The sequence below is a fragment of the Acinetobacter sp. YH12227 genome (assembly GCF_013417785.1).
Classification (GTDB): Bacteria; Pseudomonadota; Gammaproteobacteria; order Pseudomonadales; family Moraxellaceae; genus Acinetobacter; species Acinetobacter gandensis.
The window spans coordinates 1-23,346 of the sequence record NZ_VPDH01000027.1 but is presented as its reverse complement, the minus strand read 5'-3'; the positions used below and the strand labels follow the sequence as shown (position 1 = coordinate 23,346).

Genomic DNA, 23,346 nt, shown 5'->3' with positions numbered 1-23,346 from the left:
CCTTATATTTTTATTTCCATAAAATTCGCATTGTTTTCAAAGATTAAATTTAATTGTCGAATTAAATCATCCTGCTGATTTAATGCTGATTTAATTCTGAGATAGCTCATTAATACATCATCAGGATATTGTGCCAACAAAGCATCCGCTTCTGCACTACGCTGGGTTGCGTTATAAATATTCCACTTTGCAAAATTCAATACAGGCAATGCAGGATATTTTTGTTCCCACAGCGCAATCTGTTGCTCCACCGCGACATAGTCAGGATTTTGTTTGAGAAGTTGTGCCTGAAACCACATATAAAACACATCTTGATTAAACTGCTGTTCTAGCAGATGCACAGCTAATCGTTCATGTTCTTGGCTCATATCCGGCATGCGAGATAACACTTTGAGCCACAGCACTTTGACCGCATAATTTCTCTCGGCAATTTGATCCTGCAAATCATGGTAACGCTGTTTTAAATTCTGCAAATCATCGACATCTGCTTGATCAAAAGCTTGTAATAACTGTGCCAACCAGGCCTGCTTAGTCACCTCATCCAAATGGCCATAACGTGTTGAGCGTAAATACAACCATGGAAATTGTAAAGCAAAGGCACCCCACAAGGTATTCAAGCGCTGTTCATACGCAGTTTTTACTTTATTTAACCATGGTGACAATTCATGTTGATTTAAAAACTCTAAATGCGTTAATGCTTGCTCACCATCATTTTGTCCTAAATAAATTTCTATTCGTTGTAATTCAGCCAATTCAAAAGCCATAGGACTGGTTTGATTTAATGCCTGTAATGCTGCTGGATAATCTTGCTGAATCCAAGATAATCGTGCATCGATCACACCTTTTAATAAACCTGACTCAGTAAATGCTTGTTGAATAAAATCCTTTTGATCATGTGCAGCATTCAATAACCAAATAACTGCAAGCTGTTCATAAGGGTGTAATTTATTAAAATTAAAAACAGTTTCACTTTTGCGTTGCTCACGGCTTAAATAACGCTTTAGCCCATACCAAAGCATTTGAACAATAAAACTGATTAAAGCTAAAACAAAAATAATAAACCAAATATTGGATTGAACTTGCCAATCACGCCAGTAAACATAGACATAACCAGCACCATAACCAAAGCTCAATACACTCATAATGGCTATGGCAAATAAGCTAATCAATAAATAGGCCAATAAAATTTGTTTCATCGCCATTAACCTATCAGTGCACGGGTATTTAATTGAGGAACAGATAAAACAGGTGTTTCTTTTAATTGCACTATTTTTTGTTGTATCTGCTTTAAATGTGGATCAGGCAATTGCTGCATGATTTGAATAATTTCAGTCAATTCTTGTTGAAATTCAGGATACTGCCCTTTCAACATAATTTGCTGAGCCAATAATAATCTGAGTTGAATTTCTTTTAAGACAATTCCACGTTGTAATAAATCCACACTCGGCCGTTCAACAGCTTCAACCTGAATCCAGCGACTCAAAAATGACTGTTCTTTTTGTTTTGGGGTATTTTGATAAGGCTGCTGTATTTCTTTTTGCAGTGCTTGATCCAGTGTCTGTAAAACTTGTTTAATTTTATTTTGCTGAGTTTGGCGCGCAACCACATATTGCGTCAGCATCTCTCGATCTTTCGCAATCACCTGATGCAGACTCATTCTAAGTGCGGGTGCCAAACTAAATATTTCCAGCTGTTGATCTAGCTGATTCAATTTTTCTAGCGCCACACCAAATTGCTGCTGTTGTAATGCGAACTCAACCAACTCTAAACGCTGCCCAATCAAAGTAATCGGCTGAACACCAACGTGATCATCTGCTTGCATTGCTGGCGGATTTGCAGGTGAAGAAGTTACAGGCTGACCATCATATTGTCGCTTCATCGCAACCAACTGATCATTCAAACCTGCATTTTGCTGCTGCAATTGCGTTTGCTGCTGCATCAACTCCGTTTGTTTGGCATTCATTTGATAAACATCAAAACTTAACTTGAACAGCCAAAGTAGCGCGGCAATGACAACAACAATAACCAACCTCTTCATGTATTTCCCTGCACCTGCCTAACCTGCTGCAAAATATGTAATGCATTTAAATCGTTTAATTGCAGTATTTTGAGTTCTAAATTTGACTGCTGTCCGTAATGTTCAAGCAATTGCATCAGACGCTCGCCCAACACCAAATAATATGCATCCGCAACACATTGTGGATATGGCTGCATCAGTCGCAACCAATTGAGCCAACTGGCTTCACTGGTCACGAGCATACAATACGAAGATGACGACTCAAAAACAGTACGATTTTTTTTAATAATTTGTTCGGCTTCAGTTGGACATTGCCGATGGTATAAAACAAAGTTAAGGACATGAATACCACGATCAATTAACTGCTGCATCATAAATTGGCGACCACCTTCACCACGCCAAAATGCAACTGTGGCACCAGCAGCCAATTGTTCTAGAATCGGTAAACTCAACATGCCTTCTGAAGTTTCGACTTCTGGAACTGCACTATTGATACCGTAATCCGCTAATGTATTTGCAGTTGCCTGTCCTACAGCAATCCAATGAATCTGCTTTAATTGCTCAATCTTCAGTCCCGCTTGAGCCAATCCAGCCATTCCCATATGTACGGCAGAAGGACTCACCACAACAATGACTTGCGCATACAAAAGGGCTGAATATAGCTGCGCCAAATCTTGTGACCATGGGGCAGCTTTTAACTCAAGGAGTGGAAGCTCTAGTACACGCACTCCGGCCTGTTGCAAAGTCTCAGTGAGAACCGCTGCACGATCTTGAGGGCGTGTATTGATAAACAACATGTATTAATACAATGCCTTCAAAATATCACCAGCACCTTGCGCTAAAAGCTCTTGTGCTAAGGCAACACCAAGTTGTTCAGCGTTCTCGCTTGCGCCAATTCGCTGTGCTTTCAGTAATGTTTTACCGTCCACACTGCCGACACGACCTTCTAAGTGAATTTGACCATTTTGCAGTACTGCATAACCTGCAATTGGAACTTGGCAACCACCTTCCAAATACGCATTGAAAGCACGTTCTGCACGTACACATGCATTAGTTTCACTATGCATTAAAGGCTGAATCAAATCTAAAACGGCTTGGTCATCGGTACGGCACTCTAGCCCCAATGCACCTTGACCTACTGCTGGTAAACTAAATTCCGGTTGGATGGTATGACGGATACGCTCGGCCAAACCCAAACGTTTCAAACCTGCACTCGCCAAAATAATGGCGTCATAGTTACCCGCATCTAATTTTGATAAACGTGTACCCACATTGCCACGCAGATCAATAATCTCAAGGTCAGGACGTTGTTTTAAAATCTGACATTTACGGCGTAGACTTGATGTACCGACTTTTGCACCTTGTGGTAGCTCATCAAAATGATTGTAGGTATTCGAAACAAAAGCATCGAGCGGATCTTCACGTTCACAAATTACCGCTAAATTTAATCCTTCAGGCAGCGCCATCGGCACATCCTTCATTGAATGCACCGCTAAGTCTGCACGACCATCTAATAAGGCCGCTTCAAGCTCTTTTACGAATAATCCTTTACCACCAATTTTAGCCAAAGGTGTATCAATAATTTTGTCACCTTGAGTGACAAAAGTAACCAACTCAACTTTTAAATCGGTATGGAGTGCTTCTAAACGCGCACGAATATGTTCCGCTTGCCATAATGCAAGTGGGCTTTGTCGAGTTGCAATCTTGAGGATTTTCATAAAATTTAAAATGCAGTCTGTTTAAGCGTTATTCTAAACTTAACCTGCTCACTTTAAAATGCAAGCATATTTAAATTTGAAAATACGCGTGTGCATTATAATTTTTGAATTCGCTCACGTAAATTTGGCAAATGACGGCGACTCACCGCAAGGCGTTCTTCCAGATCGCGACAACGCACTTGGTATTGACCTGAACTCACAACCTCAAGGCCATCTAGAAAACCAATAGAAACCAAAGCGTTACGATGGATACGTATAAAACGATCACCAAATTCATTTTCTAAATCTTTTAGCGTCTCATCAATTAAGACACTGCCATTTTTATGTCTTACCGTGACGTATTTTTGATCTGCTAAAAAGTAGTAAATATTTTCAACAGGCACCAATTCCACACCACGATAGGTTTTTGCCGCTATTTGATGTCGGCTGATTTTGATTTCGTCCATATTTTCTTTTTGTTTTATCGTGCTCAGCTGAGCTTGGGTTAATTTAATAATATGATCTAAAACCTGCTGCAATTCCTGTTGCATAACTGGTTTTAGCAAATATCCCTCTGCATTTGATCGAAACGCATCAAGTGCATGATGATCATAAGCAGTACAAAAAATAATTGCGGGCATTGGATCTAACTGACGCAAATATTGCGCGCAAGTTAATCCATCCATTTCAGGCATTTGAATATCTAATAGTATGACATCTGGCTCTAGGCTTTGAACCAACTCAATTGCTTGCCGACCATGTGTTGCTGTTGCCACAACATGATGTCCAAGTTGAGTGACTAAACGTGACAATCGTTCTATCGCTAGAGACTCATCATCACAAATCAGGATGTCCATATCTCCTCCTTTATACAGTTAACATCAGTTGTTTTTATAGATTAACTGTAATTTTCTACTTATATCGATATTGCACCACAGTCGTATACATTCCTTCGCCTGCATTGGTTTGAAAGATGACGCTTTGACCATAGTATGCCTCAAGTCGCTGCTTCACATTTTCAATTGCAATACCATTCCCCTGACGTAAATTTATTTTATCCTGTGTATAAGGATTTGTAATAACGATATTTATTTGATTTTGTAAGATTTCAATCAATATACTTATCGTACTCTTTGTCAGAATTTTTTCAACTCCATGAAAAATACTATTTTCTAGCAAAGGTTGTAAAGTTAATAGTGGAATTTGTACGCTTGAGTATCGATCTGACGGCTGTAATTTCCATTCAACATTTAAACGATCTCCCAATCGCATCTGTTCAATCGCCAAATAGCGCTGACATAAGTCTATTTCCTCTTGCAAACTCACCAACTTTAACTCTTGAAAACTGGCTCGAAATAATCGAGACAGATTTAATAGCATTTGCTCTGCTTTATCCGGATCAATTGCGATTAAACTAATGACACTATTTAAACTATTAAATAAAAAATGTGGATGAATACGTGCCTGCATGGCCTGTATACGCGAATTTAACTCGCTATGTTGTTGACGCCCCCACTGTTCTCTTAAATATAAATAACGAAAACAAAATGCGCCAAGCAATACACCATAACTTAAATGCAAAACCAAATTTTGCGTCGCCGTAGCCAAATTAAGGTCTGAAAGACTCATATTTGTACCAAAGTGCAGCAAGATATTTAAAGCGACTGTGGTGAGAAAGACCAAAGCTTGTAACAAACTAAAACCACACAGCAAAGCCATTTTAATACCCATTTGACTAAATCGATCTTTCCAGAGATCTACAAAAGCCGCAAAGGCAAGGAGTATCCAGTTAATAAATAGAATATGTTGTAAAACAGAATTTAAGCTCAAAGCCTGCCATGATTGCACCTGTGCTAAAGCCAACACCAAGCCTAATATATTGCCTGCTACAAATAACTCCAGAAGATGCTGCCAACGCCCCATTCTGCTAAAAAAATACGATGCTGGATCATGCCTATTTGAAGAAGTCGAAGATAGATGTCGCTTGACTGCGGCAACAGAGCTCGAATTTGCTATACTGTTTTTAGTTCTACTGCTTTTTATCTTATTGAGCCGACATGACCACATCTTCTAATTCCTCAAATCCGTCACAAGCCCAAACTTCAGGCATGTGGGGCGGTCGTTTTTCTGAAGCTACTGACGCTTTTGTTGCTGAATTTACAGCATCTGTACAATTTGACCAACGCTTTTATAAACAAGATATTGCAGGTTCAATTGCACATGCAACCATGCTTGCAAAAGTAGGCGTATTAACCGAGCAAGAACGCGAAGACATCGTAAATGGTTTGAACACCATTCAAGCTGAAATTGAAGCGGGTAACTTCGAATGGCGCATTGATCTTGAAGATGTGCACATGAACATTGAGTCTCGTTTGACTCAACGTATTGGTATTGCGGGTAAAAAACTTCATACTGGCCGCAGTCGTAATGACCAAGTTGCAACTGATATCCGTTTATATGTACGTGATGAAATTGATGCCATTTTAGGTTTGTTACAAAAATTGCAAAAAGGTATTTTGGGTCTCGCTGCTAAAAACACCAATACCATTATGCCTGGCTTTACTCACTTGCAAACCGCACAACCTGTGACTTTCGGCCACCATTTAATGGCTTGGTTTGAAATGTTGGTACGTGACTCAGAGCGCTTAATTGACTGTCGTAAGCGTGCTAACCGTATGCCATTAGGTTCTGCTGCACTTGCAGGTACGACTTACCCAATCGACCGTGCATATACTGCTGAATTATTAGGTTTTGAAGCGGTTGCTGAAAACTCGCTAGATGCAGTGTCTGACCGTGACTTCGGTATTGAGTTCAACGCTGCGGCATCTTTAATCATGATGCATTTGTCACGTATGTCTGAAGAAATGATCCTATGGACATCTGCTCAGTTCAAATTCGTGAACATTCCAGACCGTTTCTGTACAGGCTCTTCAATCATGCCACAGAAGAAAAACCCTGATGTTCCTGAGTTAATTCGTGGTAAAACTGGCCGTGTTTATGGTGATTTGATGAGCCTATTGACCCTCATGAAAGGTCAACCATTGGCTTATAACAAAGATAACCAAGAAGACAAAGAACCGTTGTTTGATGCGATTGATACCGTTCGTGGTTCATTGATGGCCTTTGCGGATATGATCCCAGCATTAGTACCAAACATTGAAATCATGCGCGAAGCAGCACTTCGTGGTTTCTCTACAGCAACTGATCTTGCTGACTACTTAGTTAAAAATGGCGTTGCATTCCGTGATGCACATGAAATTGTAGGTAAAGCCGTTGCACTAGGTGTTCAAGAAGGTAAAGACTTATCTGAATTAACACTTGAGCAACTTCAGCAATTCTCTGACTTGATTCAAGCGGATGTATTTGAAAAAGCATTGACTTTGGAAGCATCAGTCAATGCCCGTAACCACATTGGTGGTACGGCACCGGCTCAAGTTGAAGCTGCGATTGAACGTGCACACGCTCGTTTAGAAAAACTTTACGCATAACTGTTCAAGTTAAATGGAGTATTGATATGTCTCGACAAGTTTTTTGCCGTAAATATCAGGCTGAAATGGAAGGTTTAGACTTTGCACCATTCCCCGGTGCAAAGGGTCAAGAATTGTTTGACAGCGTGTCAAAGCAAGCTTGGCAAGAATGGTTAAAACACCAAACAACGTTAATCAATGAAAAGCGTTTAAATGTGTTTGAACCAGATGCAAAAAAGTTTCTTGAAGAACAGCGTGAAAAATTCTTCAGCAATGATGAGTCTCTTGAAAAAGCCGAAGGGCTCAAGCCTGAAGCGTGATAAAGCGGAGCACTGCTCCGCCACGCTGCAAGACGAGAAGCTATGCTTCGAGTGAAAAAAAGGCGCTGCCTTATTTTTCTGCAAGACAAGCGAAGCGCGTAGTTCTAATTGTCAAAATGGGAACTCATTCCGGGTTCCCTTTTTATTTTAAGAAGCACTGCCCCGCTCTTTCGCAATACAAACATCGAAGATGTGCATAGGCTTGAATAAAAAAAGAGACTCTATGGAGTCTCTTTTTTTATTTTAGAAGCATTAGTACACTAGGCTAAAAGAAAGCGGAAGCGTAATTTACAACCACATCACAGGGTCTAAAAGGCCGCTTTTTATCTTGATCTAAGCTAAAACCAAAAGCAGAACTAAACGAAAAATATTGCTTATTTTTTTATTTAAACCATAGAGAATAGTGGTAAAAATTATGAGCTAAAATATTTTACAGCACAAAAAGTTTTTATTACGTAGTCAATTTTATTTCAAATTAAATCATTCAATATATTATAAAAAATTAAAATATTTCGATTTTCTAGGGTTCAATTAACACATTTAACTGGCTTTCAAAAGGCAGATTACACCAAAGTAAGCTTATAAGTTGTATCAAAAATTAAGTTTGTAAATCTGTGATACATTTCTCAATAAAACACAACATTACACTACAAGAACCTACATGCTTTTTTTAAATCACTTTCCTATAATACAAATCAAGGAGATGGAAACATCTTCAATAATAGCGATAAGTAACCCCGATTTCCTTCCCAGTCTTCCCCCAAAGTCTGGGAATTTTTTTATCCAAAATTTGCTTATTTAATCATGATCTAATTACCTGAACAATTTTTGCTTCATTTGTTCATTCCTGTCTTCACTTTATAATTTTTAAAAACACAAAATTTAGTTAACTCAAATAGTTGGCCATAAAAAAGCCCCTTATGAAAGGAGCTTTTCAACTGTAATCGTCAGTTTAAGGCTGTTTTAAATAGGGCCATGCGGCTTTTAAATAAATAAACATCGACCATAATGTTAATACGACTGCGGTATACAGTAATCCATACGCCAACATTTCAAGTGGTTGCCAATTCAATAAGAAGACTGAAATTGCAATCATTTGAAATGCTGTTTTGTATTTACCGACAGTAGACACTGCAACGCTAGTACGTGCACCCAGTTCAGCCATCCATTCGCGTAGTGCCGAAACTGTAATTTCACGTGAGATAATGACAATTGCAGCAAATGCCATAGAAATGGTCGGCTGCCATTGCACCAAGACGATCAATGCCGCCGCAACCATCAATTTATCTGCTACAGGATCTAAAAAACGCCCGAATGCAGAGGTTTGATTTAATGATCGTGCTAAATAACCATCAAACCAATCCGTCACAGCAGCAATAACAAAAATCGACGTCAACAAAATATGACGTGACATACTTGCAACATGCTCACCCACACCCATTGCAGGTGGCCAATAAGCCACAAGCAAAAATACAGGAATTAAAGCAATTCGTGCCAGTGTTAAAATATTAGGAATATTCAGGATTCGACCTGTTGTCATAGACACCCCAGTTTTCCCCTCATGCACGATGTAAATGCAGAATAATTTGAGGATTTATCCATCGTTAGTTGCACTCACTTTATACGAAATGCCTAGCAGTGTCACTAGGCAAACACTGTAACCGTCTGCCGTGCAATTGCAATTAACCGATCCTGATCATCCCATAAATGCGCATATTCTGTTGCATAACCATCTGCTGCATAGTCTGTAAATACTTTATATTTAAACCAGTTATGCACATTCGATTGTAATGGATGTACATAGGTTAAAGTCCAGGTCAGTGAGCTCGCTGGTGCCATGGTTTTAAACATGGGTAACACGCCAGGCGGCCACATATCCATCGAGACCAATAGATCAGCCTCAGTCATCTTCCGATTTTCATGTTTGAGGGGATTGAATCGCATCCAACCACTGAAGTCGGGCTTACGACTGGCTGTACATGGATATTGCCCATCAACCCAGGCCAAATCCATTTGCTGAAAGCATTGCGGTGCCAGTGGATGATGTTCTGCAATTTTGAGTGTTTCTACTTCTGGAAAAGTCGGTGCGATACGCTCTTGATTAACAACAATCGAGGATTCACGTGGAACACCAAAGCTCACCAATAGAATACTTTGCACTGCATCATCTTGCCAAAGACGGACTTCAATGGTGGTCACTGACTTGCCCTGTCTTAAAATTTCCGCAGCTAAGCGGACAGGTGCCAATTGAACAGGGCCTACAAATGTCACATTACAACTGAGTAGACGACGCCCCGTATCAGCTAGAGTTATCAAGGCCTTTTGCATCATCATGCCTGCAACTAAACCACCATAGATGGTTCTGCCTTGCAACCAACCTTCTGGAATATCCACCCATTCATGCTGTTCTATATGTTGATATAACGCTGTAAGTGACATATCCATCCCTGATCTTTTTTGAATTTTATATCATTGTCTAAAACTCAATTGATGTGAATGATCAGTGACCCATGCGTCAATGTACATTTTGGCAAATACATGCAACTTATCATGCTTAAAAATATCAAAAAGTCTTATTCGTGCAGGATTTTATAAATGGTTCTTGCCATTACATCACCTAATCCCGGCACCAATTTCAAATCATTTTCCGAAGCTTTGAGTACCCCCTGAATCCCACCAAAGTGTGTCAGTAAATCTCGGCGACGCTTTGGTCCCAGTCCAGGAATGGCTTCAAGCACCGAAGAGCCTCGCTTTTTATCACGTTTCGCTCGATGTTTAGTAATGGCAAAGCGATGGGCTTCATCACGCACTTGTTGAATTAAATGCAGCGCTTTATGGTCTTCAGGTAACTGGATTTTTTCACCATCGGTAAAGTGTAAAGTCTCTAAACCAGGTTTACGTCCTTCTCCTTTCGACACCCCGACTATAAAGGCATCTAACTGCAGTTCTTGCATGACTTCCATCGCCATGTGTAACTGACCTTTACCACCATCAATCAGCAACAAATCAGGTAACATGTTCTTTTTATAACGACGAGTCAGCGCCTGACGCATTGCAGCATAGTCATCGCCTTCAGTAATGTCATTGATGGCAAATTGCCGATAATCACGTTTACGTGCACCACCTGCATCAAAGACCACGCAGGAGGCTATCGTTGCCTCACCCATTGTGTGGGAAATATCAAAACATTCAATACGATCTATCGGACGACCAACCACTTGTTCCAGTTGATGAAAACGTTCATTCAATTCAAAATGATCAGCCAGTTTGCCTTTAATGGCGTGCTGCACATTCATTTGTGCAAGCTCTTGCCATTCGGCACGGGTTTCTCGCACCTTATGTTTGATTTGAATTTTTTTATCAAAGTGCTGATGTAGTGCATCTTCCATGTCTTTGCGGTCTGGAATCTCTACATTAACAATCAACTCAGCAGGAATTTCATCTGCCACCTGAAAGTAAAAATTAGCAATAAAGTCTGATAGCATTTGTCCTAAGTCATCGCCCTGCATATCAGGGAAATAGCTTTTCCCACCCAGCATTTTACCATTGCGTACATGCATAATCTGCACACAGGTCACCCCTGCTTGATAAGCAATCGCAATAATATCGGCTTCACCTTTAACCTTATAAATCGCCTGTTGGGTTTGCACATCACGTAGTAGCGCCATTCGGTCACGGTAAAATACGGCTTTTTCAAACTCGAGTGCTTCGGCCGCCGCTTCCATTTTGGCAATCAACTCTTGGTTGAGTTCTTTGGTGTCTCCTTGCAAGAAGCGAATCGAGTTATTGACATCCTCTTTATAATCTTCGGGTGAAATCAAACCAACACATGGCGCAGAACAGCGTTTAATTTGGTATTGCAGGCACGGTCGTTTGCGCTGAGAAAAATAGCTATTTTCACATTGGCGTACATTAAAAAGTTTTTGTAATACCACCAAGGTATCCCTTGCGTTATAGGCACTCGGATAAGGTCCAAAAAACTTACCAGCTTGATGCTTACCTTTCCCACGTCCTGCGGCAATGCGTGGATAGGGCTTATCGGCAGAGATAAAAATATAAACATATGACTTATCATCACGCAGCATGATGTTATACGGCGGACGATGCAGCTTAATCAGGTTTTGTTCCAGCAACAATGCTTCAGTTTCGGAACGCACTACTAGCGTTTCAATATCATAAATACGGGCAACCAAAGCCTGTGTTTTGGGATGCTCAATGGTTTTAACAAAATAACTCGACACGCGATTTTTTAAATTTTTAGCTTTACCGACATATAGTAGTTCATCCTCTTTGCCGAGCATGCGATATACGCCGGGCAAGGTGGTCATGTGGGCTAGAATCTTTTCGATATGTTCGCGTGCGTTTTCGTTCACTCAGAATGTTATCCCATGCTATTTAGCGCTGTACTGACATGATGTGATGCTTTGCCTTGCATTTTCAAGCAATCAAATGAATTTATTCTTGTTGGCAGCAATGATCTGATTGCTAAAAGCTATTAATGGAAAATTCTAATTTTGCTATGCTCAGAACATCCCACCATAGGAACATAATGCATGACGAATGCTAATCCCGCCATTCATGTGGTAAAACCGACGACTTCGACCTTAAGTAATGCCGAAAAAAAACGTTTGATGGGGAAGCCTCGTTTTCATTTTGAACCGCTTGAGGTCATGCAGCTTTTAAAGCAACGCATTATCGGTCAAGAGGGTGCGTTAAATGAAATTGAAAAAATGCTGCATGTAGTTAAAGCAGATTTTTCTAGTCCTGAGCGTCCACTTTCTGTCACCTTAATGCTCGGCCCAACTGGTGTTGGCAAAACTGAAACCGTGCGCTTGATCAGTGAAGTCATCTATGGTCGCCCCGATGCTTTTTGCCGTATTGATATGAATACCCTAGCCCAAGAACATTATGCCGCTGCAATTACTGGTGCGCCTCCGGGTTATGTCGGTTCAAAAGAAGGTCATAGTCTGTTTGATGAAACAGCGATTGCCGGCAGCCACACACGCCCGGGTATTGTTTTATTTGATGAATTGGAAAAAGCCTCAACCGAAGTTTTGCGTGGCTTAATGAATGTATTGGACAGTGGTAAATTAACCCTGACATCCGGCACTAAAACCATCGACTTTCGTAATTGCATGATCTTTATGACCAGCAATGTCGGCGCACAAGCAGCACAGCAATATTTAGATAAGCTGAATTTTTTACCCGAAAAAATTCAAAAGGTTTGTCTGAAACGTGTGCCTGTCAGCAGCATTATTAAAAAAGTCATGCAGCGTAAATTTGACCCTGAATTTATTAACCGTATTGATCGTGTGTTGCAATACCAACCTGTGCAAGATGATGCACTGCCGAAACTGGTGGAAATTGAATTGGAAAAACTTAATCAACGCCTACAACATCAAAAACGTAGCATTCAGCTTACGGATGCTGCAAAAGCACATTTTTATCAAAACCACGATATTCGTTACGGTGCGCGCCATCTAGCACGAAAAATTCGAGTCGAACTTGAGCCCATTTTGGCTGTATATTTTTTGAATTATCCCGAACAAACTGAAATACACCTAGATGCACAACTTGGACAATTGGTTATTCTTAAATAATTCACTTGTCTTTAAAAGGCATGCTCACATGCCTTTATTCTACATTCTTATATTTATTGGATTGGAACACCAATCGCTTTAGCAAAAGCTTGCGGATCTTTTGGTGAAACCATGACAAATTTGGTTTTGCCATCTTGTACATATTCAATTTTTAAACGTTTAATGGAAAGCGCAGGTGCTGCCGATAAATCCTGACTTGGGCTAATTCGCTGGATATTCTGTAATGGAATCTGCCAACCTACAAACATACTGCGAATATTCAGCTGTTCCGCAGAAATCTGATAACGCGTATTGAAGGGCCACCAAAGCAGTAGCACCGTCAAAATATACACTGCGCTATGCATAGGATATTGCTGCATCGTGCCTTTAGCTTGCATGGTGAGTAATAACTGGATGAGTAAACCACTCATACAAATAATAAATGCGACTACCCACCAATCTTTTTTAGAATGAAATACTTGCATCTTACCCCCTCATAAGCTGCTTTTATTCTATACAAGATTTAGCCAAGCGCATGGATGCGAGAGAATATTTTTTCACTCATTCCGCATTGATTAAAGCATCATTTTTCCAGTATAGCGTTAAGAGCCTGTGGCTGCTTATGACACCTCACCTTGACTGGCTTTGTATTGCTTCTTGACCAAATACATTTCGGCATCTGCCTGTTGCACCAACGTCATGGCATCAATATAGCCACTAATATGATCCGTCTGGCGCACACCAATACTCAAACTCAAGCCACTTTCCATTTCTTCCACGGTTTCAAGTAATCGCGGAATAAAACTACTTTGCACATGCAGTTCAGTACACCCCGGTAACACCAAACAAAATTCGTCCCCACCATAGCGAAAACAATGATCATCTAACCGCGCGACCGACTTAATCGCCTCAGCGACCGTTTGTAAAACTTGATCGCCTTTAGGGTGCCCTTGCTCATCATTAATTTTCTTAAAATCATTGATGTCGATAAACACTACAGTAACTGGATCTAGATTTCGCTGTGCGGTATATAAAATACTGGTGAGCATGGAAGATAGATGTCGAACATTCAGTAATCCTGTCAACGGATCACGTTGAGAAAGCTCCTCCATTTCTTGTGCACGGAACTCAAGTGTATGCGCATATTGTTCCATTTTTTCACGTGAAACCTTCACCTCACTAATTAGACTCCAGACATAGGTTTCAACCACCAATGTGGTATCGAACATGAATAGTTTTTCTAAGGTATTCACAATGCCATGGCACTGTTCCACATCATTAAAAGTGCGTCGTATCAAACTAAACAGCATAGTTTTTAAAGTATGTACAGCCGACAAATACAGCTTAGGCTCAACTCCAATGCGTTTATGCACCAAGCCAATGCGTAAGCGGTTATTCACATAAGCACTGTCATAACGCCCAGAAAATAAATCCAATAAATATTGATGCTGCGCGCGTTGCAGTCGCTTTAAGGTATCTAAATCACCAATCAACGTGGCAATTTCAGGAATTGAGGTCTGATTTTCATAAAATTCATCGACCATGGTGTCTAAAATAGGTGCGACTATGCCACCAATTGAAGCCAGTTCTGCGAGTTCCTGATCCGTCAATCCGAGTAATTGTTTACGCCGTTCAATATCCTGCATCGAAATATGCATTTGATGCATTAAGGTCTGATTTGTCGCTTTCATCTTAGATTACCCTATCCCCAAACCAGAGTATGCTCATCATATGATGGGTCAATGACCATATGTGATGTATAGACAAATACTGCATCTTTATTGAAAAATTCTGCTCTATTTGTCATCAAGCGATATTGTGGTTGTTCTTTAAATTTTGACCGAACTGTATTGTTTTCCTTGAAGTCGCAATGCATCTCCGAATAGCAAAACGCGACAATACGCCTATGTCCTTAGCACGCTGTTCTAGCTCTCATTAAACATTTTATTTTTTTTATTCTGCATTCACGATAACCGATATTTTGCATGCTGTCAGCATAAAAAAACGCCCCTAAGGGCGCATTTTTTAAATATTTATTACACTTTTAAAATAAATATGGGCGAACAAAAATAAGGAAGAAAATACTTAGCATCAAGAACCATTTTAGGAAATAGTACATTGAGCGATTGGTTTTTTTCAGTGCTTTGGCTTTAATTCGAAGCTGATAGACATAGCCAAAGACCTTGTTTAAGCCACCCGTTTGATCACCACTTTCATTCGGTGAACTCGCCGCAGTCATCACATTTTTACCAAACCAATGATTAAAACGTTCCATCCATTTAGATGTTAAAGGGCGCTCTACATCGGCAAAGAAAATAATACGATTTTCTTCAGTTTTATTTTCTGCATAGTGAATATAAGTCTCATCAAATACCACACTTTCACCATCACGCCATGAGTAACGTTGTCCATCGACATCAATAAAACAGCGATCATCATTCGGCGTTAATAGCCCCAAATGATAACGTAATGAACCCGCATAAGGGTCACGATGGCGAACCAAACGACTATCGGGCGCCAACTCAGTAAACATTGCCGCTTTAATCGAAGGTAATGTTTTGAGTAAAGCCGTGGTTTTCGGGCAAAGCTCCGCCGCTGATGGATGTGCGGAGTCATACCACTTTAAATAAAATCGCTTCCACCCCGTCTTAAAAAATGAGTTAAAGCCTAAATCATCATAACTGCTTGAAGCTTTAATCCCACCCTGTTCATACAATGCTTTCGCTTCATCACGAATCATTTCCCAATGTTCATCCAACACTTTTAAATCTTTAAAGTGTTGTGTTTCGATATAAGGTTGATTGGGTACTTTGGAAAACATGTACATCAGAAAATTAATCGGTGCGAGTAGCGTAGAGTGATCAAAGAACTGACGATAAAAGGAATGACGAACCTTACCGCGCTGCTGAATATAAAAAGCAGAAATGACAAAGACCGCCAGGATAATCCACTTAATCATACAAGGACCTGGAGCGTTGAAGCAAAATGCTTAAATCAAGAAAAGAATTTTAAAAACCAGGACATTGTAACATAGCGATTATTTTCGCTTAAATATACGCCATAGAACACTGTGTTGCATAAAGTCATACCTTGAAACAACTGAGCGATTGACCATTCTGCCAAAAATTATCCTTGCATTTTCTTGATTTTTATCTGATTTACCCAATATAAAAAATAGTTTTCGAAATAAAATGTGAATTGAAACATAAGCTTCAGCACATTTTATTAGAACGCGCACTAAAAAGACTTATAACAATCAGTTTTCAAAACGAAAAATTGATGACCCTAGCGTCACGGCTTGATACAACTTGTTATATTCTTTTTGGATATAGTTATCGTAAGATTAGCGAGGCAAAAAGTGTACGCAGGAAGCGCGTACTCGCTTCACAACATCAACTTAGAAGTCCTCCAAAATAAAGGAGATCAGGCATGATCCACGCTGGCAATGCCATTACCGTCCAAATGCTTTCGGACGGAATTGCAGAATTCCGCTTTGACTTACAAGGTGAGTCGGTCAACAAATTTAACCGCGCAACCATTGAAGATTTTAAAGCTGCGATTGACGCTGTTAAAGCAAACGGTGATATCAAAGGTTTAATCGTAACTTCAGGTAAATCTACATTTATCGTTGGTGCAGACATCACTGAATTTGGTGCGAACTTCGCTCAAGGCGAACAAGCGATTGTGGATTGGGCATTGCCTGTTCACGACATCTTCAATGCGTTTGAAGATTTAAACGTTCCTAAGGTTGCTGCAATCAATGGTATGGCATTGGGCGGCGGTTTTGAAATGTGTTTAGTGTGTGACTATCGTGTGATGTCAGAAGCTGCACAAGTTGGCCTTCCAGAAATCAAACTTGGTATCTACCCAGGTTTTGGTGGTACGGTTCGTTTAAGCCGCGTGATTGGTATCGACAATGCGGTTGAATGGATGGCAATGGCTAATCCAAAGAAACCTGCTGCTGCGCTCAAAGACGGTGCAGTTGATGCGGTTGTTGCTGCAGACAAACTACAAGACGCTGCAATTGACCTTGTGAAACAAGCAATTGCTGGCCGTCTAGACTGGAAAGCAAAACGCCAAGAAAAATTGGATCCTGTTAAATTGAACATGCTTGAACAAATGATGGCATTCAATACAGCGAAAGGTGCAGTTCTTGCTAAAGCAAACCCTGCACAATACCCAGCGCCAAAACTTCTTCTAGACTCATTACAAGCAGGTGCAAGCCTTCCACGTGATGAAGCATTGAAAATCGAAGCGCAAGGTTTTGCTAAAGCTGCGGTAACTCCACAAGCTGGTGCGTTAATTGGTTTATTCCTTAACGACCAAATTGTGAAGAAAACTTCGAAGAAATATGAAAAAGGTGCTCACCCTGTCAACCAAGCCGCTGTACTAGGCGCGGGTATCATGGGTGGTGGTATTGCTTACCAAGCGGCAAGCAAAGGCACACCAATCATCATGAAAGACATTGGTAACCCACAACTTGCTTTAGGTATGAAAGAAGCCAATGGCTTACTGACCAAACAAGTTGACCGTAAGAAAATGAAGCCTGCTCAAATGGGTGAAACTCTTGCGCGCATCCGTCCGACTTTAAGCTATGACGAGTTTAAAGAAGTGGACATCGTGATTGAAGCAGTAACAGAGAACCCGAAAGTAAAAGGTATCGTACTTGCTGAAACTGAGAAGAACGTTCGTGACAACACGATCATTGCTTCAAACACTTCAACAATTTCAATCACACGTTTGGCTGAAAACCTACAACGTCCTGAAAACTTTGTCGGTATGCACTTCTTTAACCCAGTTCACATGATGCCATTGGTTGAAGTGATCCGTGGTGAGAAAACATCTGCTGAGGCAATCGCAACGACTGTGGTTCTTGCTCAGAAAATGGGTAAAACGCCAATCGTGGTAAATGACTGCCCGGGCTTCCTTGTAAACCGCGTACTGTTCCCTTACTTCGGTGCATTTGACCTTCTACTGAAAGACGGTGCTGACTTCCAGCAAGTTGATAAAGTGATGGAAAAATTCGGCTGGCCTATGGGTCCTGCTTACCTCATCGACGTTGTGGGTATCGACACAGGCGTACACGGTGCAGAAGTGATGGCGGAAGGTTTCCCTGACCGCATGAAGCCAGACTATAAAGGCGCAACTTTAACCATGTACGAAAACAAACGTCTTGGTCAAAAGAATGACGTTGGTTTCTACAAATACGAACTTGACCGTAAAGGTAAGAAAGCCAAAGTGGTTGATCCAGTGGCTTACGAACTTGTGGCTTCTGTTGCAACTGCGGAAAAACGTGAATTTGATGCGCAAGAAATCATTGACCGTATGATGCTGACGTTCTGTAACGAAACTGTTCGTTGCCTAGAAGACAACATCGTAGCGACTGCTGCTGAAGCAGATATGGCGATGATCATGGGTGTAGGTTTCCCTCCATTCCGTGGTGGTCCATGCCGTTACATCGACCAAACAGGTGTCGCTGAATACGTAGCGCTTTGCGACAAATATGCGTATTTAGGTAAGGCTTATGAAGCGCCACAAATGTTGCGTGACATGGCTGCAAACAATAAAAAATTCTACGGTTAAGGAGCAACGTGAATGGCTACTTTAAATCCACGTGACGTTGTCATCGTTGATGGCGTACGTTCAGCAATGGGTAAAACCAAAAATGGTATGTTCCGTAACGTCCGTGCTGACAGCTTATCTGCTGAATTAGTACGTGCGCTTGTTGCTCGTAACCAGTTTGATACCAATGAAGTTGAAGACGTAATCTGGGGCTGTGTAAACCAAACCCTAGAGCAAGGTATGAACATTGGTCGTAACATTGCATTGTTAGCAGACTTACCACGTACTGTTGCAGGTCAAACAGTGAACCGTCTGTGTGGTTCTTCTATGCAAGCAATCCATACTGCGGCTGCGCAAATTGCAACTAACCAAGGTGATGTTTTCATCATCGGTGGTGTGGAGCACATGGGTCACGTTGGCATGATGCACGGCATCGACATCAACCCTGAAGCGTCTAAGCACTATGCAAAAGCGTCTAACATGATGGGCTTAACGGCTGAAATGTTAGGTCGTATGAACGGTATTTCTCGTGAAGAACAAGATGCGTTTGGTGTTGAATCACACCGCCGTGCTTGGGCTGCAACACAAGAAGGTCGTTTCAAAAATGAAATCGTGGGCGTTGAAGGTCACGATGCGAATGGCTTCAAAATCCTGTGCGATGTCGATGAAGTGATTCGTCCTGATGCGAACCTTGAAGCGTTCCAATCTTTACGTCCAGTATTTGACCCGAAAGGCGGTACGGTAACTGCTGCGACATCTTCAGCGTTGTCTGATGGTGCTTCTGCAATGTTGCTTATGTCTGCTGAACGTGCTCAAGCGCTAGGTCTTAAGCCACGTGCTGTGATTCGTTCTATGGCGGTTGCAGGCTGTGATGCTGCGATCATGGGTTATGGTCCTGTACCAGCAACTCAAAAAGCGCTTAAACGTGCTGGCTTGTCAATTGCTGATATTCAAACGTTTGAATTGAACGAAGCGTTCGCAGCACAAGGTTTGTCTGTTCTTAAAGGCTTAGGCATTTATGACCAACAAGACCGTGTGAACTTGAACGGTGGTGCGATTGCATTGGGTCACCCATTGGGTTGTTCTGGTGCGCGTATCACAACGACTTTGCTGAACGTTATGGAACAGCAAGATACACAAATCGGTCTTGCAACGATGTGTATCGGTTTGGGTCAAGGTATCGCGACCATTATCGAACGTGTTTAATTTTTAATTAAATACTGAGATAAAAGAAACCCCGCTTATTGCGGGGTTTTTTATTTGTTAACTAAACTCGCATGAATAATACTAGAAGCCCCTTCTCCCTCTGAAGCAAGCAGCATGCACCACAAGAGGGTGAGGGGAAATTTTTCATATAAATCCTCTTCCTGAGCGGTATTCTGCGCAAGTCTCCTTAAAAGGAGAGGGAAATTTCATAGTGAAATAAATTTTGTTCAAAAATCTTCAGCAATAAACCGTGCTAAACAAACCTTAAAAACGTCTCAGCATATTTTTAAAGTTAATACGCTAATTCTCGATTTTCAGCGTTTTTTGAATTATTGTAAGGCCTAAACCAAAACTTAAATATGCATAACAATGATAAATAAACGACTTCACTACCTCTTAAAGATGAGCTGCCTAGGCACTTTTATTTTTCTTACAGCTTGCGTTACAAATAATCAAATCGGTGAACTCTCCCGTGATCTGTTTCAAAAATACGAAACAAAATATGCATGGAGAACAATCCTTGAAGATGATGTGATCGCATTTGGCAAACCCGCTAAAGCAATACCCAATGAACCAATCGATAGCATCGTAGTCGCAGGCAATAAATACAGCTATTTGATCAATAAAGGCGGTGCTGATTTTATTCAACTGATTAGCCAACTCAATCCACAATATATTCGTCTCCATCGAGAACTAGAATTTAATTCTCCGAGCCCGAACAGCACTAAATTTAGCGGAAGCTTTAAATTTTATTATGCGCCTCCCAATGGAACACTAAGCCCTACGGAAAGAGCATTATTTAACCAATATGGTGTAGCACCATGTGATTGTTCAAAGGCAGAACATCAAGATCATCTGTTTAATTTAGAAATTGCAGGTACGGTTTACCCAAAAGTTGCGAATGCCGCAGATTTAAAGCCCTTAAGCCATCCCTATAAGATCCGTATCCAGCATTACGAAGACCAAAGTGGCTATGTTAAAAAGTCAGGGCAGGAAAAAATGGCAGAATTACCACTATTACCTTTAACACTCACAATCGACATCATTCAATTGCCTCTAAAAGCTTTGGGCTTTATTTATCAGCCTTAAATCAGAGTATGATCATATTCAATTGGTTGAATTTTCTAAGTACACATACAGCCTGACTAGCTCAAAAATGGATCCCATTTTTTCATTATTAAGTAAAGTAAGTGTTGAGTTGATCCCCCAACCCTTCAACTCAACATCCTACAATTCTAGGCTTAAACTTTTTGCGCCAACAAGGTTGCAAAATGCTGTTTAATCCGATTGCCTTGTGCATCTACCCGATGTAACTCACCGACATTTTCATTGTATTTCACAATATTCCAGCCATCATATAGCGCACTTAACTCGCCTGCTTTAAACGTAAAAGGAAAGTCAGGCTGTGCCGGAATATCCGACGTGTCCATCGCGCAAACAATCAGGTTATAGCCATTAATATTCGTGGCTTTTTGCATCTGCTGAATCAGTGGCTTCACTGTCCTGGCTTCTAAAAACATCATCACTACAGTACAGCAAATAAAGTCATATGTATCTGTAATGCTTTGGTCTGCATTGAGGTCGCATTGCTGTACATCAATATGCTCAATGCTTTCTGCGGTAATAATCTCATGTAACTTTTGCAAACTACGTGGATTTACATCCCAAGCATCAACCTGATAGCCCTGCTGATTTAAATATAGGCTGTTACGTCCCTGACCACAACCGACATCCAAAGCACGACCACCTTGCAAATACGGCGCTGCTGCCAAAATTTCTGAGTGCGTTGGGCTGAGTTGATACTTCTTATTAAAATAATCCTGTGGTTGGCAATAAAAACTCAGCTGACATTGCACATCATCACTAACAGAAACAATTTTATGCCACGCCTGAGGTTCAATAAATGGCGGCTGCTGCGCTGGACTAAATACATGTTCGGACAAGACCTTTCCAGCATCATCTAACATGGCAAAATTCACTTCACCCTGAAGCACAATCAGTTTTGCCCATGTCCCTGCCTTGGTATTGTGCTGACGTTTAAAACCCTCCGGAATGGTCTGCTGAGTCCATATTGGGAGTTCTTTATAACTCATCAATTGATTCATTTTGTTTTAACTCCACAGTTTCATCTTGTTATATAGATCAATAAATAGCGATCAATCTAGCTTCAGCCTAACAGAGTATTCCACCTGATAAGTGTCGAAAAGACAGTTTAATTTGTCACGGCTTGTCTTTGTAGGTTCTCCCTCTGTTATTCGTTTGTAACATTAGTGGATTATTCACACAAATAAGCAGCATGCGTTCTAAGTTGTAACCTACAACGGCAATATAAGGCATAGAATTTACAATGCCTTATTTTAACTAAGTTTTATAGAGTGATGACTATGAACGCAATCAAAACTACTTTAGCAATGGCTTTAGTTGCTGCGACAACTTCTACAATGGCGGCTACAGCTATTGAACAAAAACCAGCTACTGTAGTTAAAGCTGTAAAAGCACAAGCAGTAGAAACTAAAACTGCTACTGTTGCAGCTGCAAAAGCAACTAAAGATGTTGTTAAAAACCAAGTTGCTGTCGCTGAAAAAGCAACTGAAACAAAAACTTTAACAATCAAAGAAACTACAAAAGCGAAAGCTGTAGATGCTAAAAAAGCTGTTGTAGAAAAAGCTGAAACTGCGAAAGAAGCAACTGTTGCTAAAACAGTAGCAGCTAAAGATGCGACTGTAACTAGAACAATGGAAGCGAAAGAAACTGTTGTAGCAAAAACTGAAGCTGTAAAAGATGCAGCTGTTGCAACTAAAGATGTTGCTGTGGCTAAAACAGCCGCTGCAAAAGATGCTGTCGTTGAGAAAACAACTGAAGCAAAAGACGCTGCTGTAGCAAAAACTGAAGCTGTAAAAGCTGAAGCGAAAAAAGACTGCGCAAAAAAATGTGCTGAGAAAAAAGCTGAAGCTGCTAAAGCTGAGAAAAAAGGCTTTTTCTCTTGGTTCAAAAAATCAGCTTAATTTCTGATTTAAAAAAAGATGCCGAAATGGCATCTTTTTTTTGCTTAACTAAATAACATTTGTGCAAATTATAAAACTGCTGGAATAATTTTATGCGTCACAAATTGGTTTTTACCTTGTGTTTTCGCTTGATACAAACACGCATCGACTTGCTGTAAAGTACTTGAGTAATTTGATAAATCTAATTGCTTAAAGGTCGTCAGCCCCATACTAAACGTCACTTCCAAACGTGTACGATCCAGCTTATATGGATTTTTTTCGCAGGCATTTAAGATCGACTCACACAAATCTTGTGCTTTGTCTAGATCATAATCCTCAAGCAAAATTAGGAATTCCTCTCCACCCCAGCGACTAATAAAACTATTAGGTGGTGTTTCAAAAAGTATGCTGAAAAAAAGCAGGTTGAATTTTGATAAAATAGAGAAATGCAAATAACTCTAGAAATCAAATGTCCAACCTGCCTCAGTGACAGTATAAAGAAAAATGGCATCAA

Annotated in this window: 21 protein-coding genes; 7 read left to right on the top strand and 14 right to left on the bottom strand. The window is 40.6% G+C overall.

Annotation, left to right across the window (positions count from 1 at the left end; translation table 11 throughout):
* Positions 1-2: 2 nt before the first annotated feature.
* From FTV09_RS07690 to FTV09_RS07665, 6 genes are all read right to left on the bottom strand, one after another.
* Positions 3-1,196 (bottom strand): heme biosynthesis protein HemY, encoded by a 1,194-nt coding sequence (locus FTV09_RS07690; RefSeq protein WP_180057759.1) that lies wholly within the window; start codon positions 1,194-1,196, stop codon positions 3-5.
* A 5-nt stretch (positions 1,197-1,201) separates the two neighbouring features.
* On the bottom strand, positions 1,202-2,038 hold the full coding sequence (locus tag FTV09_RS07685) for a hypothetical protein (protein WP_067761388.1): 837 nt from the start codon (positions 2,036-2,038) through the stop codon (positions 1,202-1,204).
* Entirely contained in the window at positions 2,035-2,814 is a 780-nt protein-coding gene (locus tag FTV09_RS07680) for a uroporphyrinogen-III synthase (protein WP_067761391.1), read from the bottom strand. The genes FTV09_RS07685 and FTV09_RS07680 overlap by 4 nt, the downstream gene beginning before the upstream one ends.
* Before the next feature lie 3 nt (positions 2,815-2,817).
* A complete protein-coding gene (gene hemC / locus FTV09_RS07675; RefSeq protein WP_218949592.1) occupies positions 2,818-3,735 on the bottom strand; it encodes a hydroxymethylbilane synthase in 918 nt (305 codons plus the stop codon).
* Between the two features lie 95 nt (positions 3,736-3,830).
* Positions 3,831-4,571, bottom strand: coding sequence for a LytTR family DNA-binding domain-containing protein (locus FTV09_RS07670; RefSeq protein ID WP_067761397.1), 741 nt, complete (start codon positions 4,569-4,571; stop codon positions 3,831-3,833).
* 55 nt (positions 4,572-4,626) lie between these two features.
* A complete protein-coding gene (locus FTV09_RS07665) occupies positions 4,627-5,781 on the bottom strand; it encodes a sensor histidine kinase (protein WP_180057756.1) in 1,155 nt (384 codons plus the stop codon).
* On the opposite strand from FTV09_RS07665, the gene argH reads away from it, so the two are divergent.
* Both argH and FTV09_RS07655 read left to right on the top strand, forming a co-directional pair.
* Entirely contained in the window at positions 5,772-7,202 is a 1,431-nt protein-coding gene (gene argH / locus FTV09_RS07660) for an argininosuccinate lyase (protein ID WP_171256639.1), read from the top strand. The genes FTV09_RS07665 and argH overlap by 10 nt on opposite strands.
* Before the next feature lie 26 nt (positions 7,203-7,228).
* Positions 7,229-7,501 carry an oxidative damage protection protein gene (locus tag FTV09_RS07655; protein ID WP_067761406.1) on the top strand — a complete coding sequence of 91 codons (273 nt, stop codon included), beginning with the start codon at positions 7,229-7,231 and terminating at the stop codon, positions 7,499-7,501.
* A gap of 952 nt (positions 7,502-8,453) precedes the next feature.
* Here the strand turns inward: FTV09_RS07655 and pgsA are convergent.
* The 3 genes from pgsA to uvrC all read right to left on the bottom strand — a co-directional run bounded on the left by pgsA (position 8,454) and on the right by uvrC (position 11,874).
* Entirely contained in the window at positions 8,454-9,041 is a 588-nt protein-coding gene (gene pgsA, locus FTV09_RS07650) for a CDP-diacylglycerol--glycerol-3-phosphate 3-phosphatidyltransferase (protein WP_067761409.1), read from the bottom strand.
* A gap of 104 nt (positions 9,042-9,145) precedes the next feature.
* On the bottom strand, positions 9,146-9,940 hold the full coding sequence (locus tag FTV09_RS07645) for a thioesterase family protein (protein WP_067761412.1): 795 nt from the start codon (positions 9,938-9,940) through the stop codon (positions 9,146-9,148).
* Between the two features lie 134 nt (positions 9,941-10,074).
* Positions 10,075-11,874: an excinuclease ABC subunit UvrC gene (uvrC, locus tag FTV09_RS07640; protein WP_180057753.1), complete on the bottom strand. Its 1,800-nt coding sequence runs from the start codon at positions 11,872-11,874 to the stop codon at positions 10,075-10,077.
* Positions 11,875-12,054: 180 nt separating this feature from the next.
* Here uvrC and FTV09_RS07635 point away from each other — a divergent pair, with 180 nt between their 5' ends.
* Positions 12,055-13,101: an AAA family ATPase gene (locus FTV09_RS07635; RefSeq protein WP_180057749.1), complete on the top strand. Its 1,047-nt coding sequence runs from the start codon at positions 12,055-12,057 to the stop codon at positions 13,099-13,101.
* A gap of 53 nt (positions 13,102-13,154) precedes the next feature.
* On the opposite strand, the gene FTV09_RS07630 is transcribed toward FTV09_RS07635, so the two are convergent.
* The 3 genes from FTV09_RS07630 to lpxO all read right to left on the bottom strand — a co-directional run bounded on the left by FTV09_RS07630 (position 13,155) and on the right by lpxO (position 16,039).
* Positions 13,155-13,565, bottom strand: coding sequence for a PH domain-containing protein (locus FTV09_RS07630; protein WP_067761421.1), 411 nt, complete (start codon positions 13,563-13,565; stop codon positions 13,155-13,157).
* Between the two features lie 135 nt (positions 13,566-13,700).
* Positions 13,701-14,771 carry a protoglobin domain-containing protein gene (locus tag FTV09_RS07625; RefSeq protein ID WP_180057746.1) on the bottom strand — a complete coding sequence of 357 codons (1,071 nt, stop codon included), beginning with the start codon at positions 14,769-14,771 and terminating at the stop codon, positions 13,701-13,703.
* A 353-nt stretch (positions 14,772-15,124) separates the two neighbouring features.
* Positions 15,125-16,039 carry a lipid A hydroxylase LpxO gene (gene lpxO / locus FTV09_RS07620; protein ID WP_067761430.1) on the bottom strand — a complete coding sequence of 305 codons (915 nt, stop codon included), beginning with the start codon at positions 16,037-16,039 and terminating at the stop codon, positions 15,125-15,127.
* A 470-nt stretch (positions 16,040-16,509) separates the two neighbouring features.
* Between lpxO and fadB the strand changes: the two genes are divergently transcribed.
* The 3 genes from fadB (at position 16,510) to FTV09_RS07605 (ending at position 20,937) form a co-directional block, all read left to right on the top strand.
* Complete coding sequence (gene fadB / locus FTV09_RS07615) at positions 16,510-18,663, top strand: fatty acid oxidation complex subunit alpha FadB (RefSeq protein WP_180057743.1); 2,154 nt, start codon at positions 16,510-16,512, stop codon at positions 18,661-18,663.
* Between the two features lie 12 nt (positions 18,664-18,675).
* The gene (gene fadA / locus FTV09_RS07610) at positions 18,676-19,848 is read left to right on the top strand and encodes an acetyl-CoA C-acyltransferase FadA (RefSeq protein ID WP_180057730.1); all 1,173 of its coding nucleotides are present in this window, start codon (positions 18,676-18,678) and stop codon (positions 19,846-19,848) included.
* 369 nt (positions 19,849-20,217) lie between these two features.
* A complete protein-coding gene (locus FTV09_RS07605; protein ID WP_180057716.1) occupies positions 20,218-20,937 on the top strand; it encodes a hypothetical protein in 720 nt (239 codons plus the stop codon).
* A 152-nt stretch (positions 20,938-21,089) separates the two neighbouring features.
* On the opposite strand, the gene tehB is transcribed toward FTV09_RS07605, so the two are convergent.
* The gene (gene tehB, locus FTV09_RS07600; RefSeq protein ID WP_180057713.1) at positions 21,090-21,953 is read right to left on the bottom strand and encodes an SAM-dependent methyltransferase TehB; all 864 of its coding nucleotides are present in this window, start codon (positions 21,951-21,953) and stop codon (positions 21,090-21,092) included.
* Positions 21,954-22,232: 279 nt separating this feature from the next.
* Between tehB and FTV09_RS07595 the strand changes: the two genes are divergently transcribed.
* Positions 22,233-22,853, top strand: coding sequence for a hypothetical protein (locus tag FTV09_RS07595; RefSeq protein WP_180057710.1), 621 nt, complete (start codon positions 22,233-22,235; stop codon positions 22,851-22,853).
* Positions 22,854-22,921: 68 nt separating this feature from the next.
* On the opposite strand, the gene FTV09_RS07590 is transcribed toward FTV09_RS07595, so the two are convergent.
* The gene (locus FTV09_RS07590; protein ID WP_257222856.1) at positions 22,922-23,284 is read right to left on the bottom strand and encodes a GGDEF domain-containing protein; all 363 of its coding nucleotides are present in this window, start codon (positions 23,282-23,284) and stop codon (positions 22,922-22,924) included.
* Positions 23,285-23,346 lie beyond the last annotated feature (62 nt).